We start from the raw sequence: 19363 nt of genomic DNA, 5'->3' as shown, positions 1-19363 counted from the left end.
GGTGGGTCGGCCCTCGTGCATGGTCACGGTTCCTGCATGCGCCGGTCGGTCCTGAGCCTGCTCGACAGAGAACTTCCCGCTACCGGCACGATACTCGCCGGATACTGCAGGCTCTCGAGTCGTCGGGCAGTTCTCAGCGTCGACGTACGGACGGTGCGTCCTCGTCGGCCCACTCGTCGCTGTCCTCGGCCCGCTCTTCGCCGTTCGCGGAAGTCTCGCTCCGCTCGGACTGCAGCTCGCGCTGCAGTGCCGTCAGGTCTGTCGGCGGGCTGAAGTACTTGAGGTCCCGTGCCACCTTGGTGTGCTTGGCTTTCTGTCGGCCGCGACCCATGGATCTGACCCCCTGTGCGTCGGCTGCCGGGCGTTCTTGTCGACCCGGAAGATGGCATTGATACGGAACCCAAGAGTACATGCATGCCCTCGGATCCGGCGAACCTCAGGCCCGCAGACGTGCCCGACGTCCCTTCCAGGCGTGCCGGGGCAGGCGGCAAGACGCCCGGGAACTTGGCCCGACGCGGACAGAGTGTTTACCTGCTGCGGAACCCGAGCGTCTAAGCTGGCGTCCCCGAGCCTCCGGGGCACCGCGTCGAGGCTCCTCGTGGCGACCTCCGGGTCGCGGACGAGGCCGACCTGGAGTCGACGGCGCCGACTTCCCTTTGCACCGCTGAAAGGTCCCTGCCTGATGAATGGATCCTCGGATCAACCGCATGAGAGCGACGATCACGCCGCTGAGCTGCTGACCCCTGCCCAGGTGGCCAAGATGTTCCACGTCGATCCCAAGACCGTCACCCGTTGGGCGCAGGCCGGCAAGCTCAGTTACATGCGGACTCTGGGCGGCCACCGCCGGTACCGGCGCGACGAAGTCGTCGACCTGCTGCGGGACAGCACTGAGAGCTCGTGAGCTCGGACCCGGTCCTCGGTGACGGGTACTCGACTCGACGACTCGAGCTGGGATCCGACGCCGAAGGGCCGGTCATCGCGACCCTGATCCACCGCGAACGCGGCAGCGGAATCACCGGGCGCGACGCCGGGAAGGGTCGGGTCCAGCCGGCGATCCTCGTGCTGCACGGGTGGTCGGACTATGTCTTCGATCGGGATCTCCTCGAGCACCTCGGCCGTGGCGGATACGACGTGTGGGGTCTTGACCTGCGCAAACATGGGCGCAGCCTGCTGCCAGGTCAGACGGCCACCTCGGTCGACCACCTCAGCCGGTACGACCAGGAGATCGACGAGGCGCTGCGGATCATCGGCAGGGACCGCCCGCCGATCCTTCTGGCCCACTCCACCGGAGGTCTCACCGCCGCGCTGTGGGCGCAGCGCCGCCCGGGAACGGTCCGTGCCGTCGCGCTGAACTCGCCGTGGCTCGAGATGCATCTGGGGCCGGGAGCGCGGACCCTCGCGGAGACTCCGGTGCGGCTCCTGGCCCAGAGACTGCATCAGCGTCCCATCCTGCCGAGCGGTTCCTCGCACCTCGCCCGGACCACACACCGGGACTTCGGCGGAATGTACGACTACGATCTGGCGCTCAAACCGCCCGGCGGCCACCCTTTCCCCGCCGATACCCTCGCGGCGGTGCTCGACGGGCAGAAGCGACTGCGCGCGGCGGGACCGTTGACGATCCCGGTGCTCGTCCTGCACTCGGCCCAGAGCCGGATCGGGGCGTGGTTCCTCGAGGACATGCGCCGCTCCGACTCGGTGCTGGATGTTCGTGCCCTCGCCGCCGCGGCCCGGCGCCTGGGCCCCCAGGTGCAGGTCGAAGCGATCCCCGGAGCGCGGCACGACGTCTTCCTCTCCGACACGGACGCCCGGACGCGGGCGATCGGGGTCCTGGACCGTTGGCTGGAGACGCTCGAGGCCTGACCCCCTACGATGAGAGCGCCCGACCGCGTTGTACCGTCCACGCGAGCGGCATCGTGAGCAGCGGGAAGGAGCAGCTGGATGACCTCGGACCTGCGTCAGCTGCGTGGGCACGCAGGTGCCCTCCGACGAGGCGCCGATCGGCTCACCCTGCTCCGCCTCCGACTCTCCAATGCCATCGTCGACGTCACCCGGTCCGAGGATCGCGGGGCTCGGCGCATCGGCGATCGGATCCACGAGCACTGGACCGCCCAGGAGTACACCGAGCTGGGGCGGATCGCAGCGGGCCTGCGCGCCAGCGCCCGGCGGCTCGACGAGGTCGCGACCGCGCGCGAGCGCACCGCCGGCCGACGACTCGGCGGCTATTCGGGGGCCGGCTTCCTGGGCCGCGGTGATGACGCCCACCGCCACGTGGTCGAGGTCGCGGAGTTCGTGGGCACCGCCCAGGGGGCCAGCATCGGCGGCTACCCTCTGGTGCCGCTCGCGGAGGACGGCTTTCTGGCACACCCCTCCCACACCCTCGGCATCGATACGCCGGACTACGCCGAGGAGGACTGAGCGGAGAAGGACTGACGGGACGAGCGATGGGTGCCAGTGGCCCCGCAGGCCTCGCTCTTCACGCCCTGCGGCGCCGAGCAGGTGCGCGCACGAAGGACACCGTCACGGCCATCGCCCCGGCGGCCAGGGGCACCACCAGCGTCGTGATCAGCAGCAGGAGCATCGCCGCTGCAGCGTCGGCAGCACCGACCCCCAGCGCGACCAGCGCCGCCGCTCCCACCGTCTCGGTGATACCGGCGCCGCCCGGGGTCACAGGCACCAAGGAGAGCACCCGGCCCAGGGCGAAGATCGCCACCGTCAGCAGCAGCGGCACGTCGGCGCCGACCGCGTTGATCGCCACCAGCAGCGCCGCCCACTGCAGCACCCGCGCCGCGAACGTCGGCAGCACCAGCGGCACCGTCCGACGTCGCAGTATCGCCACCAGGGCGTCACGCTGGGTGAGGACCATCGGGGTGAGGTGCGACGGGATCATGTCCCCGAGCCGGTCGAGGATCGACGTCAGCACGGCCCGCCGCAGCAGCACCGTCGTCAGGGCCAGGGCGATCATGGCGCCGAGCACGGCGAGCAGGGCGGCCCAGATCGCGCCGGGCAGTGCGATCCCGGTGGGGGCCAGCAGCGAACCGGCGGCGTAGGAGGCGAGCCCCAGCAGAGGGATCAGAACCGAGGTGATCACCATCTCCACCAGGGATGCCGCGATGATCCCGGTGATGATCACAGGCACGGCCGGGCCGGCCCGACGCAGGATCCAGCCCATCAGCGCGAGACCCACCACGGAGCCTCCCGGCAGGGCGAGACCCACCCCGGTCGAGGCGGTATGGCCGAGCAGGGCCGAGGAGTAGTGCGAACCGGTCACCGCTGTGCGCACGGTGAGGCCCTCGAGGGCGAGGGCACCTGCGCCCAGCAGGGCCACTGCGGGCAGCGCCCAGGCCGGAGCCTGCAGGAGGGTGTCGATGATCTGGGGCCACTGCGCACCGGTGGCCCACGGCAGGATCCAGGCCAGCACCGCGGCGACCAGCAGAACGGAGAGAGCACCGGTGACGACCTTCCCGGCACTGATCCGGGGCGGCTGCTCGATGTCCAGTTCCTCGGGCAGCCAGTCCGGGCCCACGGCGGGGCCGGGGTGCGCAGCGGGGCGGGGGTCGGATGCGGGGTCGGATGCCGGATCCGGGGTGTCGGGGGAGCCGTCGGAAGCCGGTGACATGCGGCGATTCTCGCACGTCGCACGGGGAGGGCTCCCAGGCCGCGCGGGCTATCGTGGAGGCATGTCCTTCGTGATCTCACTCCTCGTCGTGCTCCACATGATCTGCTGGGCCGTGGCGCTCGGCACCTGGGTGGCGTCCGCTCGCACCCGTGTCCCCAACCCCGGTATGGCACATGCCGTGGCCGGTGCGTTGGTGCTCGGCATCGTGCTGGCCGCGCTGGTCTCCATCGTCGGTGACCCGAACCATATGAAGCTCGGGATCAAGCTGGTGTTCGCCGTCGTCGCGACCGTGCTGGCCTACATGGCGGCCAAGAAGGGCCCCGAGACGCCCTCTGCGGTCTGGTTCGGCATCCCGCTGGCCATCATCGTGAACATCGTCGTCGCGGTCTTCGTCTGAGCGACGCCCTGCGGCGCGAGCGGTACGACGAGCGGTACGGGGTCAGCAACCGGGCGCTCCCCGGAGATCCTCCCCATTGTTTTCCTCTGTCCACACGGGACCCGACAGCGTCCGCGCTGTCGGGTCCCGCGCCTATCCTGGGAGCCTCATGAGCTCACTCTTCGACGATCTCTCGCTGCCCGACGCCTTCCGCCGCCTCGACGGTGTGACGGTCACGCCGTCGGCCGAGCCGGCGCCACCGCAGGAGGGCGGGGCGCGACCTCCCTTCGAGCAGGAGCCGCCGCCGCAGGACGAACCGCCCTCCGAGGAAGAGGCCCCGTACGACGAGCCTCCGTACGACGAGGCGCCGCCGGTCGAGGACGATCGGCCGACGCCGCAGCCCCCGGCCGAGCACGAGCTCGCGCCGCATCCCGCCGAGCGTGGAGGCCCGGAGGGCGCTCCGAGCCGCGCCAGGCCCTGGGGGCCCTCCGATCCTGCCGTGCTCACCGAGCTCACGGACGGCCTGAATCCTGCCCAGCGTGAGGCCGTCGAGCACCGGGGCAGCCCACTGCTGATCGTCGCGGGCGCCGGCTCCGGCAAGACCCGGGTCCTGACGCGTCGCATCGGCCATTTGCTGCGCTCCGGAGAGGCGCTGCCCGGAGAGATCCTCGCGATCACCTTCACCAACAAGGCGGCCGCCGAGATGCGCGAGCGCGTCGAGGAGCTCGTTGGGACGGTCGCGCGCAGCATGTGGGTCTCCACCTTCCACAGCGCCTGCGTGCGGATCCTGCGCCGGGACGCCCAGGCCGCGGGGCTCAAGAGCTCGTTCACCATCTATGACAGCGCCGACTCGCTGCGGCTGATCACCACGATCGCCAAGGATCTCGAGCTCGACACCAAGAAGCATGCGCCGCGGGGCCTGGCCTCACGGATCTCCTCGCTGAAGAACGACCTCACCGATCCGATCGACTTCGCCGACCAGGCCGAGAGCTCGAAGAACCCCTTCGAGAAGACCCTCGCGCGGATCTACACGAACTACACCGAGCGCCTGCGGCAGGCCAACGCCGTGGACTTCGACGACCTCATCGGCCTGACCGTCACGCTGCTGCGTGAGAACCCCGCGATCCGCGAGGGCTACCGACGCCGCTTCCGCCACCTCCTGGTCGACGAGTACCAGGACACCAACACCGCCCAGTACCAGCTAGTGCGGGAGCTGGTGGGGGAGGACCCGCGCGCGGACCTCACGGTGGTGGGCGACTCCGACCAGTCGATCTACGCCTTCCGGGGCGCCACGATCCGTAACATCATCGAGTTCGAGAAGGACTTCCCCTCGGCGCGCACCATCGTGCTCGAGCAGAACTACCGCTCCACCCAGAACATCCTCACCGCCGCGAACGCCGTGATCGAGGAGAACGAAGGGCGGCGCAAGAAGGACCTGTGGACCGACCAGGGCGAGGGCGAGCAGATCACCCTGTATGTCGCCGACGACGAGCAGGCCGAGGCCCGCTACATCGGCCGACAGATCGACGCCCTGGTCGACGACGGTCGCAGCGCCGGGGACATCGCGATCTTCTACCGGGCCAATGCGCAGTCCCGCGCGCTGGAGGATCAGTTGATCCGCGTGGGGCTGCCCTATCGGGTGGTCGGAGGCACCCGCTTCTACGAGCGGCGCGAGATCAAGGACGCGATGGCCTATCTGCGGGTTCTCGCGAATCCTGCCGATGAGATCAACCTGCGTCGCATCCTCAACGTCCCCAAGCGCGGCATCGGCGACCGGGCCGAGGCCGCGATCGCGATGCTCGCCGAGCGGGACCGGATCAGCTTCGGCGAAGCTCTGCGGCGGGCCGACGACGCGCCCGGCATCGCGACGCGCTCGCTGAACGCGGTGCGCACCTTCGTGGCAATGCTCGAGGACCTCCAGGAGATGGCTGCTCGCGGCGACGGCCCCGCGGAGCTGGTCGAAGCGATCCTGCAGCGCTCGGGCTACTACGCCGAGCTGCAGGACAGCGATGACCCGCAGGACGAGTCCCGGCTCGAGAACCTCGCCGAGCTGATCAGCGTCGCCGCGGAGTTCGAGGCCCAGACCGAAGCTGCCGACGCCGCCGCCAGCGAGTTCGAGGAGCTCGACGAGGAGAATGCCGAGGTCGACCCAGACGCAGGAGCCGACACGGATTCGGGCGCTGACTCGGTTTCAGGTGGCGCGGCGGGCTCGTCGGCAGAAGCAGAAACAGACGCCGCCGAGGGATCGCATCCCGATGGCCCCGAGGCTCGGGGAGCCGCCTCGGCGCCGACGCCTGCAGGGTCCGACGTCGCCCCCGATGCGGCACTGAATGCCCCGGATGACCCGGAAGCGACTCTCGTGGACCGCTTCCTGGAGAAGGTCGCCCTGGTGGCCGACGCCGACCAGATCCCGGGCTCGGAGGACCAGTTCGTCACGCTGATGACCCTCCATACCGCCAAAGGACTGGAATTCCCGGTCGTCTTCCTCACCGGCATGGAGGACGGCACCTTCCCCCACAACCGCACCCTGGGGGACCCCGATGAGCTTCAGGAAGAGCGACGACTTGCCTACGTGGGCATCACCCGTGCTCGCGAGCGGCTCTATCTGACCCGCGCCCAGATGCGAGCCATGTGGGGCCAGTCGCAGTTCATGCCGGGAAGTCGGTTCCTCGACGAGATCCCCGAGAGCGTGCTGGACGTGGCGCGTGCAGGTTCCACCCTCGGCGGGTCGGGCTTCGGCGGGTACGGCCAGGGGTCCGGCTCTCGTTCCGGCGGGTACGGCGGCAGCAATCGGTCCGATGGCCAGCGTGGACCGTCGTTCAGCGGCGGTATCGGCGGCGGGCGCAGCGATGTGAAGCGGCCGAGCTTCGGGTCCGGTCGCCAGCCCACGTCAGCGGCGAACATGCCTCAGCTCTCCGTGGGCGATCGCGTGACGCACGATTCCTTCGGGATGGGCTCGGTGACCGAGATCGCCGGTCAAGGTGAGAAGACCCAGGTCGAGGTGCAGTTCAAGGCACCGCATGGCACGAAGCGCCTGCTGCTGCGCTACGCCCCGCTCACGAAGCTGTAGAACCCGGCGCCACCACTTCGACCTCGATGCCCTCCGGGTCCTCGCCGTACCAGGCGATGTGGTCCGGGCCGCCGGCGTGCGGATATGTCGCGGCGAACAGCTCACCCCAGCCGTGAGCCGGCGCCGCGGCGCGAATCGCGTCCAGGTGGTATCGGTCCGGTGCGGTGAGGGCGATGTGGTTCATTCCCGGAGCGCGGCGCTCGGAGCGCTCACCGATCACCGCCTCGGACTGTTCGAGGACGATGTACGAGCCGTCGCCATGTCGCCAGATCCGGCCTGTGGCCCACCCCTCGACGGGCTCGGGGATCCAGCCGAGCGTGGTCAGCAGCCAGTGCCAGCCGGGCTCGGTCACGGCGAGGTCGGCGGTCCACAGCTCCAGGTGGTGCAGCCCGGCGCGCGACGAGCGGGACCCCAGCTCATGGTCACGATTCATGCCGAGAGTCTACGGCGCGGACCCTCGAGGATCCTCCACCGGGAGAGGTCGGGACGGACCGGAGAATGTCCCCTGAGGACCGGTGCTGTCACGACTATCGGTCCTCAGGGGACATTTCGACCTTGGCCCCGGGTGCCGGCTCCGGCCCCGCGTGCCGCCGCCGGGCCCGCGTGCTGGCTCCGGCCCCTGGTGCTGGCCGCGGCCCCTCGAGTCGCCTGGGCCCCTTCTGCTGGCCTCGGCACCTCGTGCTCACCGGCGGGGCCGTGGATGCCTTCAGTCGTCGGGGGTTTCACCGTCTTCGGCACCCCTGCCGCGCTGCCGGAAACGGGAGTACACGCCCCCGGCGAAACTCAGGGCGACGATCACCAGGACCACGATCAGCACCGTCGTGAACGGAATCTGGAGGCCCGCGGCCGCGAGCACCAACCAGATCACGAACAGGGAGAGCCCGATGAGCAGGGCGTCGCGCAGGGCACGCAGGACGCGCGGAACGATCTGAGCGGAGCGCATCCGGCGTTCGGCCACGGTGTAGTACGCCACAGCGTCCTTGCGGAGCTTGTCGGTATCGACCGCCGGGCGCTGCTGGGTGGCCGTTCGGGGGGTATCGGATCGGCCGGCTCCCTCGCGGCGGGCATCGGGGCGCGGAGCACGGGTGCCCGCGGTCGGGCTGTCGGTGCGCGGGGGGCGCGCACCGTCAGGGGAGGATCGGTCATCCCCGCGCGATGCATCGTCGCCACTTCGGCCCTCGTCGACTGCCCGACCTGCTGCCCGGGCGTAGTCGCCGGCGCGCGACGTGGCCCGCTTCGCGGCGTCACGAGCGCCGGGCGCCTGCTTGCGGGCAGTGTTGCGTGCGGCCTTCGCGTAGGTCTTCCAATCGGCCATGGCGTCTCCTCGCCTCAGCGGTCGTCGCGCGGACGATCGTCCTCACGCCAGCGGATGTCGCCTCCACCTCGGCCTTCGACCTGCGGTCGCGGATTCCGGGCGCGGCGGTCGTTGTAATAGGAGAGCCCGACGTTCAGGGCCAGGGTGATCCCCACGGATAACGCGAATCCCGCGAAGGTGGAGCGCACCCCGAGCAGGCGCAGCACGATGAAGAGCACCCCGATGGCGATGACGCTGAAGCCGAGGTGCTCTTGCACACGCTGGGCGAGACTGCGGGATCGTCGGCTCATCCGACCATCGTATCCGTGGCACCTGAACAACAGATGGCGTGGACGCTTTCGCGCGTCGTCGACGTGAGACAGCGCGCACCCTGGCTCCTGCGGCCCGTGAGCGGTGGCGGAAGCGATACCCTGAACGCGTTCCCAGGGGTGGCATCGTGGCCGCAACGGCCAGCCGCCCTCTGCCGATATCGAGAGGAATGCAACCCCGTGGACCTGTATGAGTACCAGGCCCGCGATCTCTTCGAGAAGCACGGCGTCCCCGTGCTCGGAGGAGTAGTCGCGGAGGATCCTGCCACTGCAAAGGCCGGCGCCGAACAGCTCGGCACCCCGGTCGTCGTCGTCAAGGCCCAGGTGAAGACCGGTGGTCGCGGCAAGGCCGGTGGCGTGAAGATCGCCAAGTCCCCCGAGGAGGCGGAGCAGAAGGCCTCCGAGATCCTCGGCATGGACATCAAGGGCCACACCGTGCATCGCGTCATGATCGCCGCCGGAGCCGACATCGCCGAGGAGTACTACTTCTCGCTGCTGCTGGACCGGGCCAACCGCAACTATCTCGCCATGTGCTCCGTCGAGGGCGGCGTGGAGATCGAGCAGCTCGCCGTCGAGCGCCCCGAGGCACTCGCCCGCGTCGCCGTGGATCCCAACGTCGGCATCGACGAGGCCAAGGCGAAGGAGATCGTCGAGGCTGCGAAGTTCGACGCCGAGACCGGTGCGAAGGTCGCCCCGGTGCTGCAGAAGCTGTGGGACGTCTACCGCGAGGAGGACGCCTCGCTGGTCGAGGTCAACCCGCTGGTCAAGACCGGCGACGGGGAGATCATCGCCCTGGACGGCAAGATCACGATCGACGAGAACGCCGAGTTCCGTCACGAGGACCACGCCGCTCTCGTCGACACCAGCTCCGAGGACCCGCTGGAGACCAAGGCCAAGGCCCTGGACCTCAACTACGTGAAGCTCGACGGCGAGGTCGGCATCATCGGCAACGGCGCGGGACTGGTCATGTCCACGCTGGACGTCGTCGCGTACGCCGGTGAGGAGCATGGGGTCAAGCCCGCCAACTTCCTCGACATCGGCGGCGGCGCGTCCGCCGAGGTGATGGCCAACGGTCTCGACGTCATCCTGAACGACGAGCAGGTCACGGCGGTGTTCGTCAACGTCTTCGGCGGCATCACCGCCTGCGACGCGGTCGCAAACGGCATCGTGGGCGCGCTGAAGAAGGAGGGCGACGCCGTGCAGAAGCAGATCGTCGTCCGACTCGACGGCAACAACGTCGAGGAGGGACGCAAGATCCTCTCCGATTTCGCCCACCCCCTCGTCACCCAGGCCGACACCATGGACGGCGGCGCCGCGAAGGTTGCCGAGCTCGCCGCCGCAGGAAAGTGAGCAGCACCCGACATGTCTATCTTTCTCGATGAGAACAGCAAGGTCATCGTCCAGGGCATGACGGGCTCGGAGGGCATGAAGCACTCCCAGCGCATGCTCGACTCCGGCACGGACATCGTGGGCGGCGTGAACCCCCGCAAGGCCGGCCAGTCCGTCAGCTTCGAGGGCGGCACCGAGGTGCCCGTCTTCGGTTCCGTCGCGGAGGCCATGGAGGCTACCGGCGCGAACGTCTCGGTGGTCTTCGTGCCGCCGAAGTTCGCCAAGGGCGCCGCGATCGAGGCCATCGACGCCGGTATCGAGCTCCTGGTGATCATCACCGAGGGCATCCCGGTCAAGGACTCCGCCGAGTTCTTCAACTACGCCCAGGGCAAGGGGACCACCCGCATCATCGGTCCCAACTGCCCGGGCGTCATCACCCCCGGCGTGTCCAACGCGGGAATCACCCCGTCGAACATCACCGGCACGGGCAAGCTGGGCCTGGTCTCCAAGTCCGGCACGCTGACCTACCAGATGATGTACGAGCTGGCGGACATCGGCTTCACCACCGCCATCGGCATCGGCGGCGACCCGGTCATCGGCACCACCCACATCGACGCCCTCGAGGCGTTCGAGAACGATCCCGACACCGTCGGCGTCGTGATGATCGGTGAGATCGGCGGCGACGCCGAGGAGCGCGCTGCCGCATACATCAAGGACAACATGACCAAGCCGGTCGTCGGCTACGTCGCGGGCTTCACCGCCCCGGAGGGCAAGACCATGGGTCACGCCGGGGCCATCGTCTCCGGCTCCGCGGGCACCGCCCAGGCGAAGAAGGAGGCCCTCGAGGCCGCCGGCGTCAAGGTCGGCAAGACGCCGACCGAGACCGCCGACCTGATGCGCGAGATCGTCACGTCTCTGGCCTGATGGACAGCACCCAGGGCGAGATCGGCTGAGGCTGCATCGTCCGACCACAGTGCCCCGGATCCTCCAGGATCCGGGGCACTGTGCGTTCCACGGCCAGCGGCGATCGCGACCACAGGATCTCCTCCGCATGGCGGAGGCGCCGCCTGCGTGTTCCGCTCACGATGTCCCCATGATCGATTCTTGCCCGCCGCGCGCCGCGGGCACGCCGCAGTCGGTGACCCGTGCCCGCGCCGACCGTCCGGTGATCCTGGGCACCCTGATCGGGCTCTTCGCGCTCGCGATCGCTGTGACGATGCTCCGCAACCCCCAGGGTGTCGTCGTCTCCGCAGACCCCGGGTACGCACCGGTGGCGCTCCCGCTGCTGCTGGCCCCTGCCGCTTTCGCGATCGTGGTGACTCTGCTGCTGCCGACGGAACGGGGAGGCAGCACGGTCGCCGTGCGCCGCCGGCGCAGCGCCCTCGGGGAGGCCTGGGGACTGATCGCCCTGGCCCTCGGGTTCACGCTCCTGGTCCCGGTGCTTCCTCTGCCCGAGGACTACATACTGCTCAAGGCCGCGCTGTTCCTGGTGGTGCCGGTGGTCGTGCTGGGCGTGCTGGGCCGGCGGCGCGGTCACTCCCTGCGCATCGAGCGGTCGCAGGTGGCGCCCTGGATCATGCTCGGACCGGTGCTCGTGCTCGGGGTGCTCTCGAGCGTGGGACCGTTCGCCTCGGGCATGCCCAGCTCGTGGCCGCACCTCGCGGTGCTGGTCATCGCTGCGACCGCGACGGCGATCACGGCGGGGGTCGGCGAGGAGGTTCTCTACCGCAGGTTGCTGCAGACTCGCCTGGAGGGTCTCACCGGCCCGTGGACCGGCATCCTGGCGGCGTCGCTCCTCTTCGGTCTCATGCACGCCTTCTCCCATGGTGAGGGCCCGCTGTGGGCTGACGGTCTGCAGGCGATAGCGTTGCAGGGCACCACGGGGATCGCTCTCGGGGTGATCTGGGCCCGTTGGCGGCGGCTCTGGGCCTGTGTCCTGGCCCATGTCCTGCTCAATGGGCTCGTCGTCATCCTCCACCTGCTGGATGTGCTGACCTGAACCGGGACGGAACGTCCGCGCCGCCGACTAAGCTGTCCTGAGCCAGCCGAGCGCCGACCTAGGAGGGGACCCGTGAGCGGAGATCTCATCGATACCACCGAGATGTACTTGAAGACGGTGTTCGAACTCCATGAGGCGGGGATCGCCCCGATGCGCGCCCGGATCGCGGAGCGCCTGGGCCACTCCGGCCCCACCGTCTCCCAGACGGTCGCTCGGATGGAACGTGATGGATTGCTGCACCTCGACGACCAGCGACGGATCCGCCTCACTCAGGAGGGCACCGCGGTCGCCACCGATGTCATGCGCAAGCATCGCCTGGCCGAGCGCCATCTGCTCGATGTGATCGGGCTGGACTACGCCCTGGTCCATGAGGAGGCCTGCCGCTGGGAGCACGTCATGAGCCTCGAGGTCGAGCGTCGTCTCGCCGAGCGTCTCGAGCCTCCTTTCGTCGATCCCTACGGAAACCCGATCCCGGGTCTCGCCGCACTCGGAATCACGGAGATCCAGCCCACGGCCGACGGTAAAGACTCCGCCAATCCGACCCGTGAGCTGATCGAGTCCGTCGCCGACGGCGAGACCGTGCGCGTGTGTCTGCGACGGATCGGTGAGCGAGTCCAGAGCGACGTCGAGCTCCTCGGCGAACTCGCACGTCAGGGCATCTTTCCTGGCGTCGAGATCCAGGCTGAGAGAGTTGCGGGGACCGTCGTCCTCGCGGGGCCTTCCGGCGGTGAGGTCGCAGTCTCGGAGCTCGTGGCGGGCCAGCTGCATGTCACTGCGATCTCCGCCGGGTAAAGGCTCCGTCAAGCTCTGCCCCAGAGCTTTCTGTCGACCTGACGTCGGTGCCGTGCTGCCCCTATGGTCGTAGTCGTGCCGAGGCGTCCGAGCCGCGGCATTCCGCCTGGAGAGCCCCACCGCGCACCAGGTACGGAGTGGGAGAAGCTGCAGAGCGCGGGGGCTGACGCCCGGGGGCTGGGAGCCACAACGTGTCGAAGATTGCGAACCACACCCACCGCCGCGCCATGCGCACGGTGACCCCCGCCGTCCGCGCCGGGCGCGCCACTGCAGGAGCGGCGATGGCTGCCGCCATGCTGTTCGGTGGTGCCTCTGCTGCGACCGCTGAGCCGCAGGCCGACGCTCCGGCCGCACCCCAGGCCGATGCCGTCGTGATGGCCCCCGTGGCCGCTCCCGCCGTCGGCATCCCCGCTGCCGAGTCCGGCGCCGAAAGCGCCGAGCCCGCCTTCGCTCCGGTCAGCACCTCCATCTCGGTCGAGGTCGGCCCCACGGCAGAGGAGATCGCTGCCGAGGAGGCTGCCGCCGCTGAAGAGGCCGCTGCCGAGGAGGAAGCTGCCGCTGAGGAGGCCGCCGCCGCGGAGGAAGCTGCCGCCGCGGAAGAGCAGGATTCCGAGAGCGAAGAGCAGAGCGAGACTCGCGAGGACGACAGCGCCAGCCGCTCGAACGAGCGCTCCAGCCGTGACGACTCCGACAGCTCCCAGAACAATGAGTCCGAGGGGTCCACCGACTCCGAGGAATCCTCCACGAAGGAGTCCGCGCCGGCTCCGTCCGCCGCCAAGGGTGGCTCGATCCTCGCCACTGCCCGTTCCGGCATCGGAACCCCCTACGTCTTCGGCGGTACCTCGACCTCGGGTTGGGACTGCTCCGGCTTCGTCCAGTGGGTCTACGGCCAGCACGGCATCGACCTCCCCCGTGGCGCGAACGCTCAGGGGGCTTCCGGCACCGTCATCCCGCGCTCCGAGGCCCGCCCCGGTGACCTGGTCTACAAGCCGGGCCACATCGGCATCTACGCCGGCGGCAACCAGTTCGTCGACGCGGGCAACCCGCGCGTGGACACCACCGAGCGCAACATCTACTCCGGCAGCTGGACCTTCGTCCGCGTCGGCTGACGCACCCAGCGCTGATCACGGCCCCGTACCACTTCTGTGGTGCGGGGCCGCTCCCATTCCCGAGCGCGCACGACCTCCTGAGCGCGCACGACGTCGGACTCGGTGAGCGCCGGATTCAGCGCAGTGCCGGTACCGTGGCAGGGTGTCCGCTGCTCGTGATCTCCTCGCCGTCGTCCTGCTGGCCGTCGCCACGCTGCTGGGTGCCCTGTGGCTGCCCGCCGTCTGGTTCGACGACCATGTCGTGGAGCAGGAGGGGTTCCTCGCGATCACCCAGCCCCTCGCGGATGACCCTTCGTTCCACCGTGCGATGACCGATGGCGCGGTCGAGAAGATCCTGGACAACGAGACCGTGCCGGGATGGATCGCCGATCGCGTGGAACCGCTCGCGCAGGAGCAGGCCGGCAAGGCCACCGAGACCGCGGCGTACGAGACCCTCTGGGGGGCCACCATGGTCGAGCTCCATGGCGCACTGTTCGCCCCAGGCGCCTCCGACCTCGACGTCGACCTCGCACCGGTGATCGAGACCGTGCTGGGCGCCGTGGAGGGGCAGGTGCCGGTCCTTGAGATCCCGCGACCGCAGGATGCCACCATCACCCTCGTCACGATCCCCGACGTGCCCTTCCTGACCCAGGCCACTGTGCTGGATCCCTGGGCTCACCGGGCGGGCCCGGCCGCGCTGATCCTGGCGGCGGCGGCCCTCCTGATCGCCGCGCACCGTCGCATGATGCTGACCGTGGCCGGCATCGGCACGATGATCGCGGGCGCTGCCACCTGGGTGCTCGCTCAGAACATCGGGGACCTCGTGCCAGATCGGGTCGACCAGGCGCTGTTCCTCGGCCCGATCGTGCAGGCCTTCGAAGGTCGTTTCGCAGCGGACCTGATGCCCCAGGGCGTGATCCTGCTCGGCGTGGGCGCCCTGTTCGCCGCCGTCGGTCTGGTGCTGGTGGGTCTGCACCGCCGCACGTGACGCGCAGCCCGGGTACCCGCGGGCCCGCCCGGCCTCGCCGGATCGACGCCCGGCCTCGCCGGATGGACGGATCGGTCAGATCAGGTCGAGCCGTTCGAAGGCCGTGACGATCCCCAGTGCCGCCGGCCCGGGCACCGCGAAGTCCGCGGCCGCGCGGATCTCCGCACCGGATCCCGCGATCGCGATGGCGGTCCCGGCAGCCCGCAGCATCCCCAGATCGTTCATACCGTCCCCGATCGCCACCGTCATGGCGAGCTCGACGCCGAGGTGCTCCGACACCCGGCGCAGCCCGTCGGCCTTGTCGACGGCCAGCAGGTGCAGCTCCCCGGAGCTCGTGTCCTCGGTCGTGATCGAACTGGGCAGCGCCCCGACCTCGGGGCCGATCTCGGCGGCCAGCTGCTCGATCGGCACCTGCGAGCCCCACAGGGAGATCTTCGCGAAGGAGCAGGAGGCGAGGTCCTCGCGGATTCGCATGGCGTCGAGGATGTCGCGAGACCCGTTGCCGATTCCCGTGGCATCCTCCGAGTCGGACGGCCGCATCCGTGCGCGGAGCCGCTCCGCGGAGGCGGGGGAGCACCACAGCGCCTCGGGGGCCTCGAGAGCGAACGTCACGTCGTGGCCCAGCAGCACCTCGACGGCGCGGCGACCCAGGGCGGCGGGGAAGCGTTCATCGTGGAGAACCTGGTCGCCGATCCGCAGGTGACCACCGGCGGAAGAGACCACGCCGTCGAACAGTGCGGCGACCTCCGGGGCCACGATCGAGGCGGGACGTCCGGTGCACAGCAGCACCGCGTGCCCGTTCCCGCGGGCGGCGGCGACGGCTCGGGCGTGGGCAGCGGGGGCCACGCCGTGATCGGCGAAGGTGCCGTCGAAGTCGATGAACACGCAGTGCTGTGGGGTCATGGGTTCTCCGTGCCTGGTCAGATGCGACGGGCCCGCGCCTGCCGCCGCCCCAGTATGTCGCGGCGCCGGGGCAGCGGCCATCTGGCAGCGGTGCGGTGTGCGGGACCTGTCACGGCCCCGCAGAGCGATCGGGTCCGCTCAGCGAGGACGGTGCGCGCTGATCAGCACCGAGACGGTGACATGGAACGGCACCGGTGCGGAGCCGCCGGCGAGCTGCGAGGAGCCGGAATCGTCCTGCGGGGCTCGGGCGAGCAGGTGATCGAGATCGGCCACCTCGACGTGCCGCGCGCTCGGCGTCATGGCGACCAGGTCCCGGATCCGCTGCGGGTCCAGGGGCAGCTGGTAGCGCACGACGCGCTGCTCCAGGACGTCGAAGAACGGGTCGAGCGCCGTGTGCAGGCGCTCCTCCTTGTGCGGGTCCACCGACACCATCGCGGGGATGAGGTCACGCAGCTCGGCGAGGTGCTCACCGGCCGGGCGCACCACGACGAGCCGTCCGCTCGGGCGCAGCACCCGGGCGAATTCTTCGGGTTGGCGCGGGGCGAACACATCGAGCAGCAGGTCCACGCTGCTGTCGACCAGCGGGAACGGCGCGAACACGTCGCCGCTGTACACCGCGGCCCGCGCATGGGCCCTGGCGGCGAAACGCAAGGACCGGGCGGAGGTGTCGAAGCCGAGGCCGCGGGCGGCAGGGAAACGATCCAGGAGACCGGCGAGGTAGTAGCCCGGGCCGCAGCCCGCATCGAGGATCGTCGGCGCGCTCGTCCGCGGCGCTCCTCCGGCCGCGACCGGAGACTGCGCGGCCAGCTGGGGGACGGTCCCGGCGGCGAGATCCCCGATCGCCTCCAGCAGAGGGGAGTAGGCGCCGGTGGTCAGGAACCGTTCACGGGCACGGGCCATCTCGTCGTCGTCGCCGCTGATGGCACCGCTCCCGGCGAGCAGCGAGACGTAGCCGGCGCGCGCGAGGTCGAAGGTGTGGCGATTCGCGCAGCGCAGAGCGCGCTCGGACTCCTGCAGAGAAGCCCCGCAGGAGGGGCAGCGCAGGATATCGAGGAGCCCGGTCAGGGCGGCGGGAGCGGTGGCGGGCACCTCGACAGGATATCGGGGCATCGACGTCCCGCCTGACCCCTGCGTGGTGTCAGCCGCTCACGTACTCCTTCAGATGGGTGCCGGTGAGCGTCGAGGCGTCAGCGACGAGCTGCGCCGGGGGGCCTTCGAACACGACGGCGCCACCCTCGACGCCGGCACCGGGGCCGAGATCGATGATCCAGTCGGCGTGGGCCATGACCGCCTGATGGTGCTCGATGACGATCACCGTCTTCCCGGAGTCCACGAGCCGGTCCAGCAGGGTCAGCAGGTTGCCGACGTCCGCCAGATGCAGGCCCGTGGTGGGCTCGTCGAGCACGAAGATGCCGCCCTTGTCGCCCATGTGGGTGGCCAGCTTGAGCCGCTGGCGCTCACCGCCGGACAGCGTGGTCAGCGGCTGCCCGATGGTCAGGTAGCCCAGTCCCACCTCGCTCATATGACCCAGCAGTTTCGCTGCCGCCGGCACCTTCGCCTCCGGGGAGGAGAAGAACTCGTGGGCCTGGTCCACGGACATCTCCAGCACATCGGCGATATTCGAGGCTCCGAGGGTGTAGTCGAGCACGGCGGCCTGGAAACGTCGGCCCTCGCACTCCTCGCAGGGGGTCGAGACCGTCTCCATGAATCCGAGCTCGGTGAAGATGACCCCGGCGCCCTTGCACACCGGGCAGGCGCCCTCGGAGTTGTTCGAGAACAGGGCGGGCTTGACGCCGTTGGCCTTGGCGAAAGCCTTGCGGATCGGTTCCAGCAGGCCCGTGTAGGTGGCGGGGTTGGAGCGGCGGGAGCCGCGGATCGCCCCCTGGCCGACCACGGTGACGTCGGCGTCGCGGGGCAGGGAGCCGTGCACGAGCGAGCTCTTGCCCGAGCCCGCGACGCCCGTGATCACGGTGAGCACCCCGAGCGGGATGTCGACGTCGACATCGCGGAGGTTGTGCTGGTCCGCGCCACGGATCTCGAGGGACCCGGTCGCCTCGCGCACCTGCTCCTTGAGGCTCGCCCGGCGATCGAGGTGACGCCCGGTGAGCGTGTCGGACGCGCGCAGCCCGGCGATGTCGCCCTCGTACTGCAGCCGCCCGCCGTGCGCGCCGGCGTGCGGGCCGAGATCGACCACGTGATCGGCGATGGCGATGGCCTCGGGCTTGTGCTCGACGACGAGGACGGTGTTGCCCTTGTCACGCAGCGCGAGCAGCAGCTGGTTCATGGTGGCGATGTCGTGCGGGTGCAGGCCGATGGTGGGCTCGTCGAACACGTAGGTGATGTCCGTCAGAGCCGAACCGAGGTGGCGGATCATCTTCGTGCGCTGGGACTCGCCGCCGGACAGTGTCCCGGAGGGACGGTCAAGGGCCAGATACCCCAGGCCGATCTTCACGAAGGAGTCCAGCAGGGCCGACAGGTTCGACAGCAGCGGCGCGACCGCCGGCCCCGTGTGCCGCGCGCGCAGTCCCTCGACCCAGTCGGCGAGATCTGTGATCTGCAGAGCGGTGGCGGTGGCGATCGACACCCCGTCGATGTTCGAGGTGCGGGCGTGCTCCGCCAGGCGCGTGCCCTCGCACTCGGGGCAGGTGATGAATCTGACCGCGCGATCCACGAAGGCCCGCACATGCGGCTGCATGGACTCGCGGTCCTTGGACAGCAGTGACTTCTGGATCTTCGGGATCAGACCCTCATACGTCATGTTGATGCCGTCGATCTTCACCTTCGTCGGCTCCTTGTAGAGGAAGTCGTGGAGCTGGCGGGTGGTGAAGGAGGCGATCGGCTTATCGGACGGGAAGAAGCCCGAGGAGGCGAAGATCTTCACGTACCAGCCGCCGGCGGAGTAGTTCGGGATCGTGAAGGGCCCCTCGTCCAGCGAGAGGTTCTCGTCGTACAGCTCGGCGAGGTCCACGTCGGAGGTCTCACCCATGCCCTCGCAGCGCGGGCACATGCCGCCCACCCGGGAGAAAGTCGTCTTCTCCGCGATGGTCTTCGCGCCCTTCTGCACGGTCATCGCGCCCGAGGCGGTCACGCTGGGCACGTTGAAGGAGTAGGCGCCGGGCCCGCCGACGTGGGGCTCGGCGAGCTTGGAGAACAGAGTGCGCAGGTAGGCGCTCGCATCGGTGACGGTGCCGACGGTGGAGCGCACGTTCGCCCCCATCCGCTCCTGGTCGACGATGATCGCGGTGGTCAGCCCCTGCAGCTCGTCGACGTCGGGGCGGGCGAGCGAAGCCATGAAGCCCTGGATGAACGAGCTGTAGGTCTCGTTGATCATCCGCTGGGACTCCGCCGCGATGGTGCCGAACACCAGCGAGCTCTTCCCGGAGCCCGAGACCCCGGTGAACACCGTCAGCCGGCGCTTGGGAAGGTCCAGGGAGATGTCCTGGAGATTGTTCTCGCGGGCACCACGCACTCGGATCACGTCGTGGGCATCGGCGGGTCGGGAGCTGGGTGCGGGGGCGGTCATCAATCCTCCAGGGCGTCGGGAGCAGGCGGCCGGAGCAGTTCCCGCCACGCTCGATC

General features: G+C 69.7%; 19 protein-coding genes. 11 read left to right on the top strand and 8 right to left on the bottom strand.

Annotated elements, in window-relative coordinates:
- Positions 1-133 precede the first annotated feature (133 nt).
- The gene (locus INT51_RS08265) at positions 134-331 is read right to left on the bottom strand and encodes a DUF3073 domain-containing protein (protein WP_193104822.1); all 198 of its coding nucleotides are present in this window, start codon (positions 329-331) and stop codon (positions 134-136) included.
- Positions 332-682: 351 nt separating this feature from the next.
- On the opposite strand from INT51_RS08265, the gene INT51_RS08260 reads away from it, so the two are divergent.
- From INT51_RS08260 to INT51_RS08250, 3 genes are all read left to right on the top strand, one after another.
- Entirely contained in the window at positions 683-901 is a 219-nt protein-coding gene (locus tag INT51_RS08260; RefSeq protein ID WP_193104821.1) for a BldC family transcriptional regulator, read from the top strand.
- A complete protein-coding gene (locus INT51_RS08255) occupies positions 898-1860 on the top strand; it encodes an alpha/beta hydrolase (RefSeq protein ID WP_193104820.1) in 963 nt (320 codons plus the stop codon). Before INT51_RS08260 ends, INT51_RS08255 begins: the two co-directional genes overlap by 4 nt.
- Before the next feature lie 78 nt (positions 1861-1938).
- On the top strand, positions 1939-2415 hold the full coding sequence (locus INT51_RS08250) for a hypothetical protein (protein WP_193104819.1): 477 nt from the start codon (positions 1939-1941) through the stop codon (positions 2413-2415).
- Between the two features lie 58 nt (positions 2416-2473).
- Here INT51_RS08250 and INT51_RS08245 read toward each other — a convergent pair whose 3' ends face one another.
- On the bottom strand, positions 2474-3616 hold the full coding sequence (locus INT51_RS08245) for a lysylphosphatidylglycerol synthase domain-containing protein (protein ID WP_193104818.1): 1143 nt from the start codon (positions 3614-3616) through the stop codon (positions 2474-2476).
- Positions 3617-3677: 61 nt separating this feature from the next.
- Between INT51_RS08245 and INT51_RS08240 the strand changes: the two genes are divergently transcribed.
- Positions 3678-4013 (top strand): hypothetical protein, encoded by a 336-nt coding sequence (locus tag INT51_RS08240; RefSeq protein ID WP_193104817.1) that lies wholly within the window; start codon positions 3678-3680, stop codon positions 4011-4013.
- Between the two features lie 148 nt (positions 4014-4161).
- Positions 4162-7062 (top strand): UvrD-helicase domain-containing protein, encoded by a 2901-nt coding sequence (locus INT51_RS08235; RefSeq protein ID WP_193104816.1) that lies wholly within the window; start codon positions 4162-4164, stop codon positions 7060-7062.
- Here the strand turns inward: INT51_RS08235 and INT51_RS08230 are convergent.
- The 3 genes from INT51_RS08230 to INT51_RS08220 form a co-directional block, all read right to left on the bottom strand.
- Positions 7049-7495 carry a VOC family protein gene (locus tag INT51_RS08230; protein ID WP_193104815.1) on the bottom strand — a complete coding sequence of 149 codons (447 nt, stop codon included), beginning with the start codon at positions 7493-7495 and terminating at the stop codon, positions 7049-7051. The two genes, INT51_RS08235 and INT51_RS08230, sit on opposite strands and share 14 nt — an antisense overlap.
- A 273-nt stretch (positions 7496-7768) precedes the next feature.
- On the bottom strand, positions 7769-8377 hold the full coding sequence (locus INT51_RS08225) for a hypothetical protein (RefSeq protein ID WP_193104814.1): 609 nt from the start codon (positions 8375-8377) through the stop codon (positions 7769-7771).
- A 14-nt stretch (positions 8378-8391) separates the two neighbouring features.
- Positions 8392-8667: a hypothetical protein gene (locus INT51_RS08220; protein WP_193104813.1), complete on the bottom strand. Its 276-nt coding sequence runs from the start codon at positions 8665-8667 to the stop codon at positions 8392-8394.
- Positions 8668-8865: 198 nt separating this feature from the next.
- Here INT51_RS08220 and sucC point away from each other — a divergent pair, with 198 nt between their 5' ends.
- From sucC to INT51_RS08190, 6 genes are all read left to right on the top strand, one after another.
- Positions 8866-10035: an ADP-forming succinate--CoA ligase subunit beta gene (gene sucC / locus INT51_RS08215; RefSeq protein WP_193104812.1), complete on the top strand. Its 1170-nt coding sequence runs from the start codon at positions 8866-8868 to the stop codon at positions 10033-10035.
- Between the two features lie 12 nt (positions 10036-10047).
- The gene (sucD, locus tag INT51_RS08210; protein ID WP_193104811.1) at positions 10048-10938 is read left to right on the top strand and encodes a succinate--CoA ligase subunit alpha; all 891 of its coding nucleotides are present in this window, start codon (positions 10048-10050) and stop codon (positions 10936-10938) included.
- Positions 10939-11107: 169 nt separating this feature from the next.
- Positions 11108-12013 carry a CPBP family intramembrane glutamic endopeptidase gene (locus tag INT51_RS08205; protein ID WP_193104810.1) on the top strand — a complete coding sequence of 302 codons (906 nt, stop codon included), beginning with the start codon at positions 11108-11110 and terminating at the stop codon, positions 12011-12013.
- A 72-nt stretch (positions 12014-12085) separates the two neighbouring features.
- Positions 12086-12805 (top strand): metal-dependent transcriptional regulator, encoded by a 720-nt coding sequence (locus tag INT51_RS08200; protein ID WP_193104809.1) that lies wholly within the window; start codon positions 12086-12088, stop codon positions 12803-12805.
- A 191-nt stretch (positions 12806-12996) separates the two neighbouring features.
- Entirely contained in the window at positions 12997-13914 is a 918-nt protein-coding gene (locus INT51_RS08195; protein ID WP_193104808.1) for a C40 family peptidase, read from the top strand.
- 142 nt (positions 13915-14056) lie between these two features.
- A complete protein-coding gene (locus INT51_RS08190; RefSeq protein WP_193104807.1) occupies positions 14057-14881 on the top strand; it encodes a hypothetical protein in 825 nt (274 codons plus the stop codon).
- A gap of 75 nt (positions 14882-14956) precedes the next feature.
- On the opposite strand, the gene INT51_RS08185 is transcribed toward INT51_RS08190, so the two are convergent.
- The 3 genes from INT51_RS08185 to INT51_RS08175 all read right to left on the bottom strand — a co-directional run bounded on the left by INT51_RS08185 (position 14957) and on the right by INT51_RS08175 (position 19307).
- Positions 14957-15784 (bottom strand): HAD hydrolase family protein, encoded by an 828-nt coding sequence (locus tag INT51_RS08185; protein WP_193104806.1) that lies wholly within the window; start codon positions 15782-15784, stop codon positions 14957-14959.
- A gap of 138 nt (positions 15785-15922) precedes the next feature.
- On the bottom strand, positions 15923-16873 hold the full coding sequence (locus INT51_RS08180) for a putative RNA methyltransferase (protein WP_304502120.1): 951 nt from the start codon (positions 16871-16873) through the stop codon (positions 15923-15925).
- Positions 16874-16922: 49 nt separating this feature from the next.
- Entirely contained in the window at positions 16923-19307 is a 2385-nt protein-coding gene (locus tag INT51_RS08175) for an excinuclease ABC subunit UvrA (RefSeq protein WP_193104804.1), read from the bottom strand.
- Between the last annotated feature and the right edge of the window lie 56 nt (positions 19308-19363).

This window comes from Brachybacterium sp. FME24, assembly GCF_014897705.1.
Taxonomy (GTDB): domain Bacteria; phylum Actinomycetota; class Actinomycetes; order Actinomycetales; family Dermabacteraceae; genus Brachybacterium.
Note: the sequence above shows the minus strand (reverse complement) of the source record. Positions and strands in the feature narration are given on the sequence as shown.

Excerpts from the sequence above, each read along its gene's own strand:
- INT51_RS08225 (WP_193104814.1), bottom strand. The coding sequence starts at position 8,377 with ATGGCCGATTGGAAGACCTACGCGAAGGCCGCACGCAACACTGCCCGC.
- INT51_RS08250 (WP_193104819.1), top strand. The coding sequence starts at position 1,939 with ATGACCTCGGACCTGCGTCAGCTGCGTGGGCACGCAGGTGCCCTCCGA.
- INT51_RS08205 (WP_193104810.1), top strand. The coding sequence starts at position 11,108 with ATGATCGATTCTTGCCCGCCGCGCGCCGCGGGCACGCCGCAGTCGGTG.
- INT51_RS08230 (WP_193104815.1), bottom strand. The coding sequence starts at position 7,495 with ATGAATCGTGACCATGAGCTGGGGTCCCGCTCGTCGCGCGCCGGGCTG.
- INT51_RS08220 (WP_193104813.1), bottom strand. The coding sequence starts at position 8,667 with ATGAGCCGACGATCCCGCAGTCTCGCCCAGCGTGTGCAAGAGCACCTC.
- INT51_RS08260 (WP_193104821.1), top strand. The coding sequence starts at position 683 with ATGAATGGATCCTCGGATCAACCGCATGAGAGCGACGATCACGCCGCT.
- INT51_RS08245 (WP_193104818.1), bottom strand. The coding sequence starts at position 3,616 with ATGTCACCGGCTTCCGACGGCTCCCCCGACACCCCGGATCCGGCATCC.
- INT51_RS08265 (WP_193104822.1), bottom strand. The coding sequence starts at position 331 with ATGGGTCGCGGCCGACAGAAAGCCAAGCACACCAAGGTGGCACGGGAC.
- INT51_RS08185 (WP_193104806.1), bottom strand. The coding sequence starts at position 15,784 with ATGACCCCACAGCACTGCGTGTTCATCGACTTCGACGGCACCTTCGCC.
- sucD (WP_193104811.1), top strand. The coding sequence starts at position 10,048 with ATGTCTATCTTTCTCGATGAGAACAGCAAGGTCATCGTCCAGGGCATG.
- INT51_RS08235 (WP_193104816.1), top strand. The coding sequence starts at position 4,162 with ATGAGCTCACTCTTCGACGATCTCTCGCTGCCCGACGCCTTCCGCCGC.
- INT51_RS08175 (WP_193104804.1), bottom strand. The coding sequence starts at position 19,307 with ATGACCGCCCCCGCACCCAGCTCCCGACCCGCCGATGCCCACGACGTG.
- INT51_RS08240 (WP_193104817.1), top strand. The coding sequence starts at position 3,678 with ATGTCCTTCGTGATCTCACTCCTCGTCGTGCTCCACATGATCTGCTGG.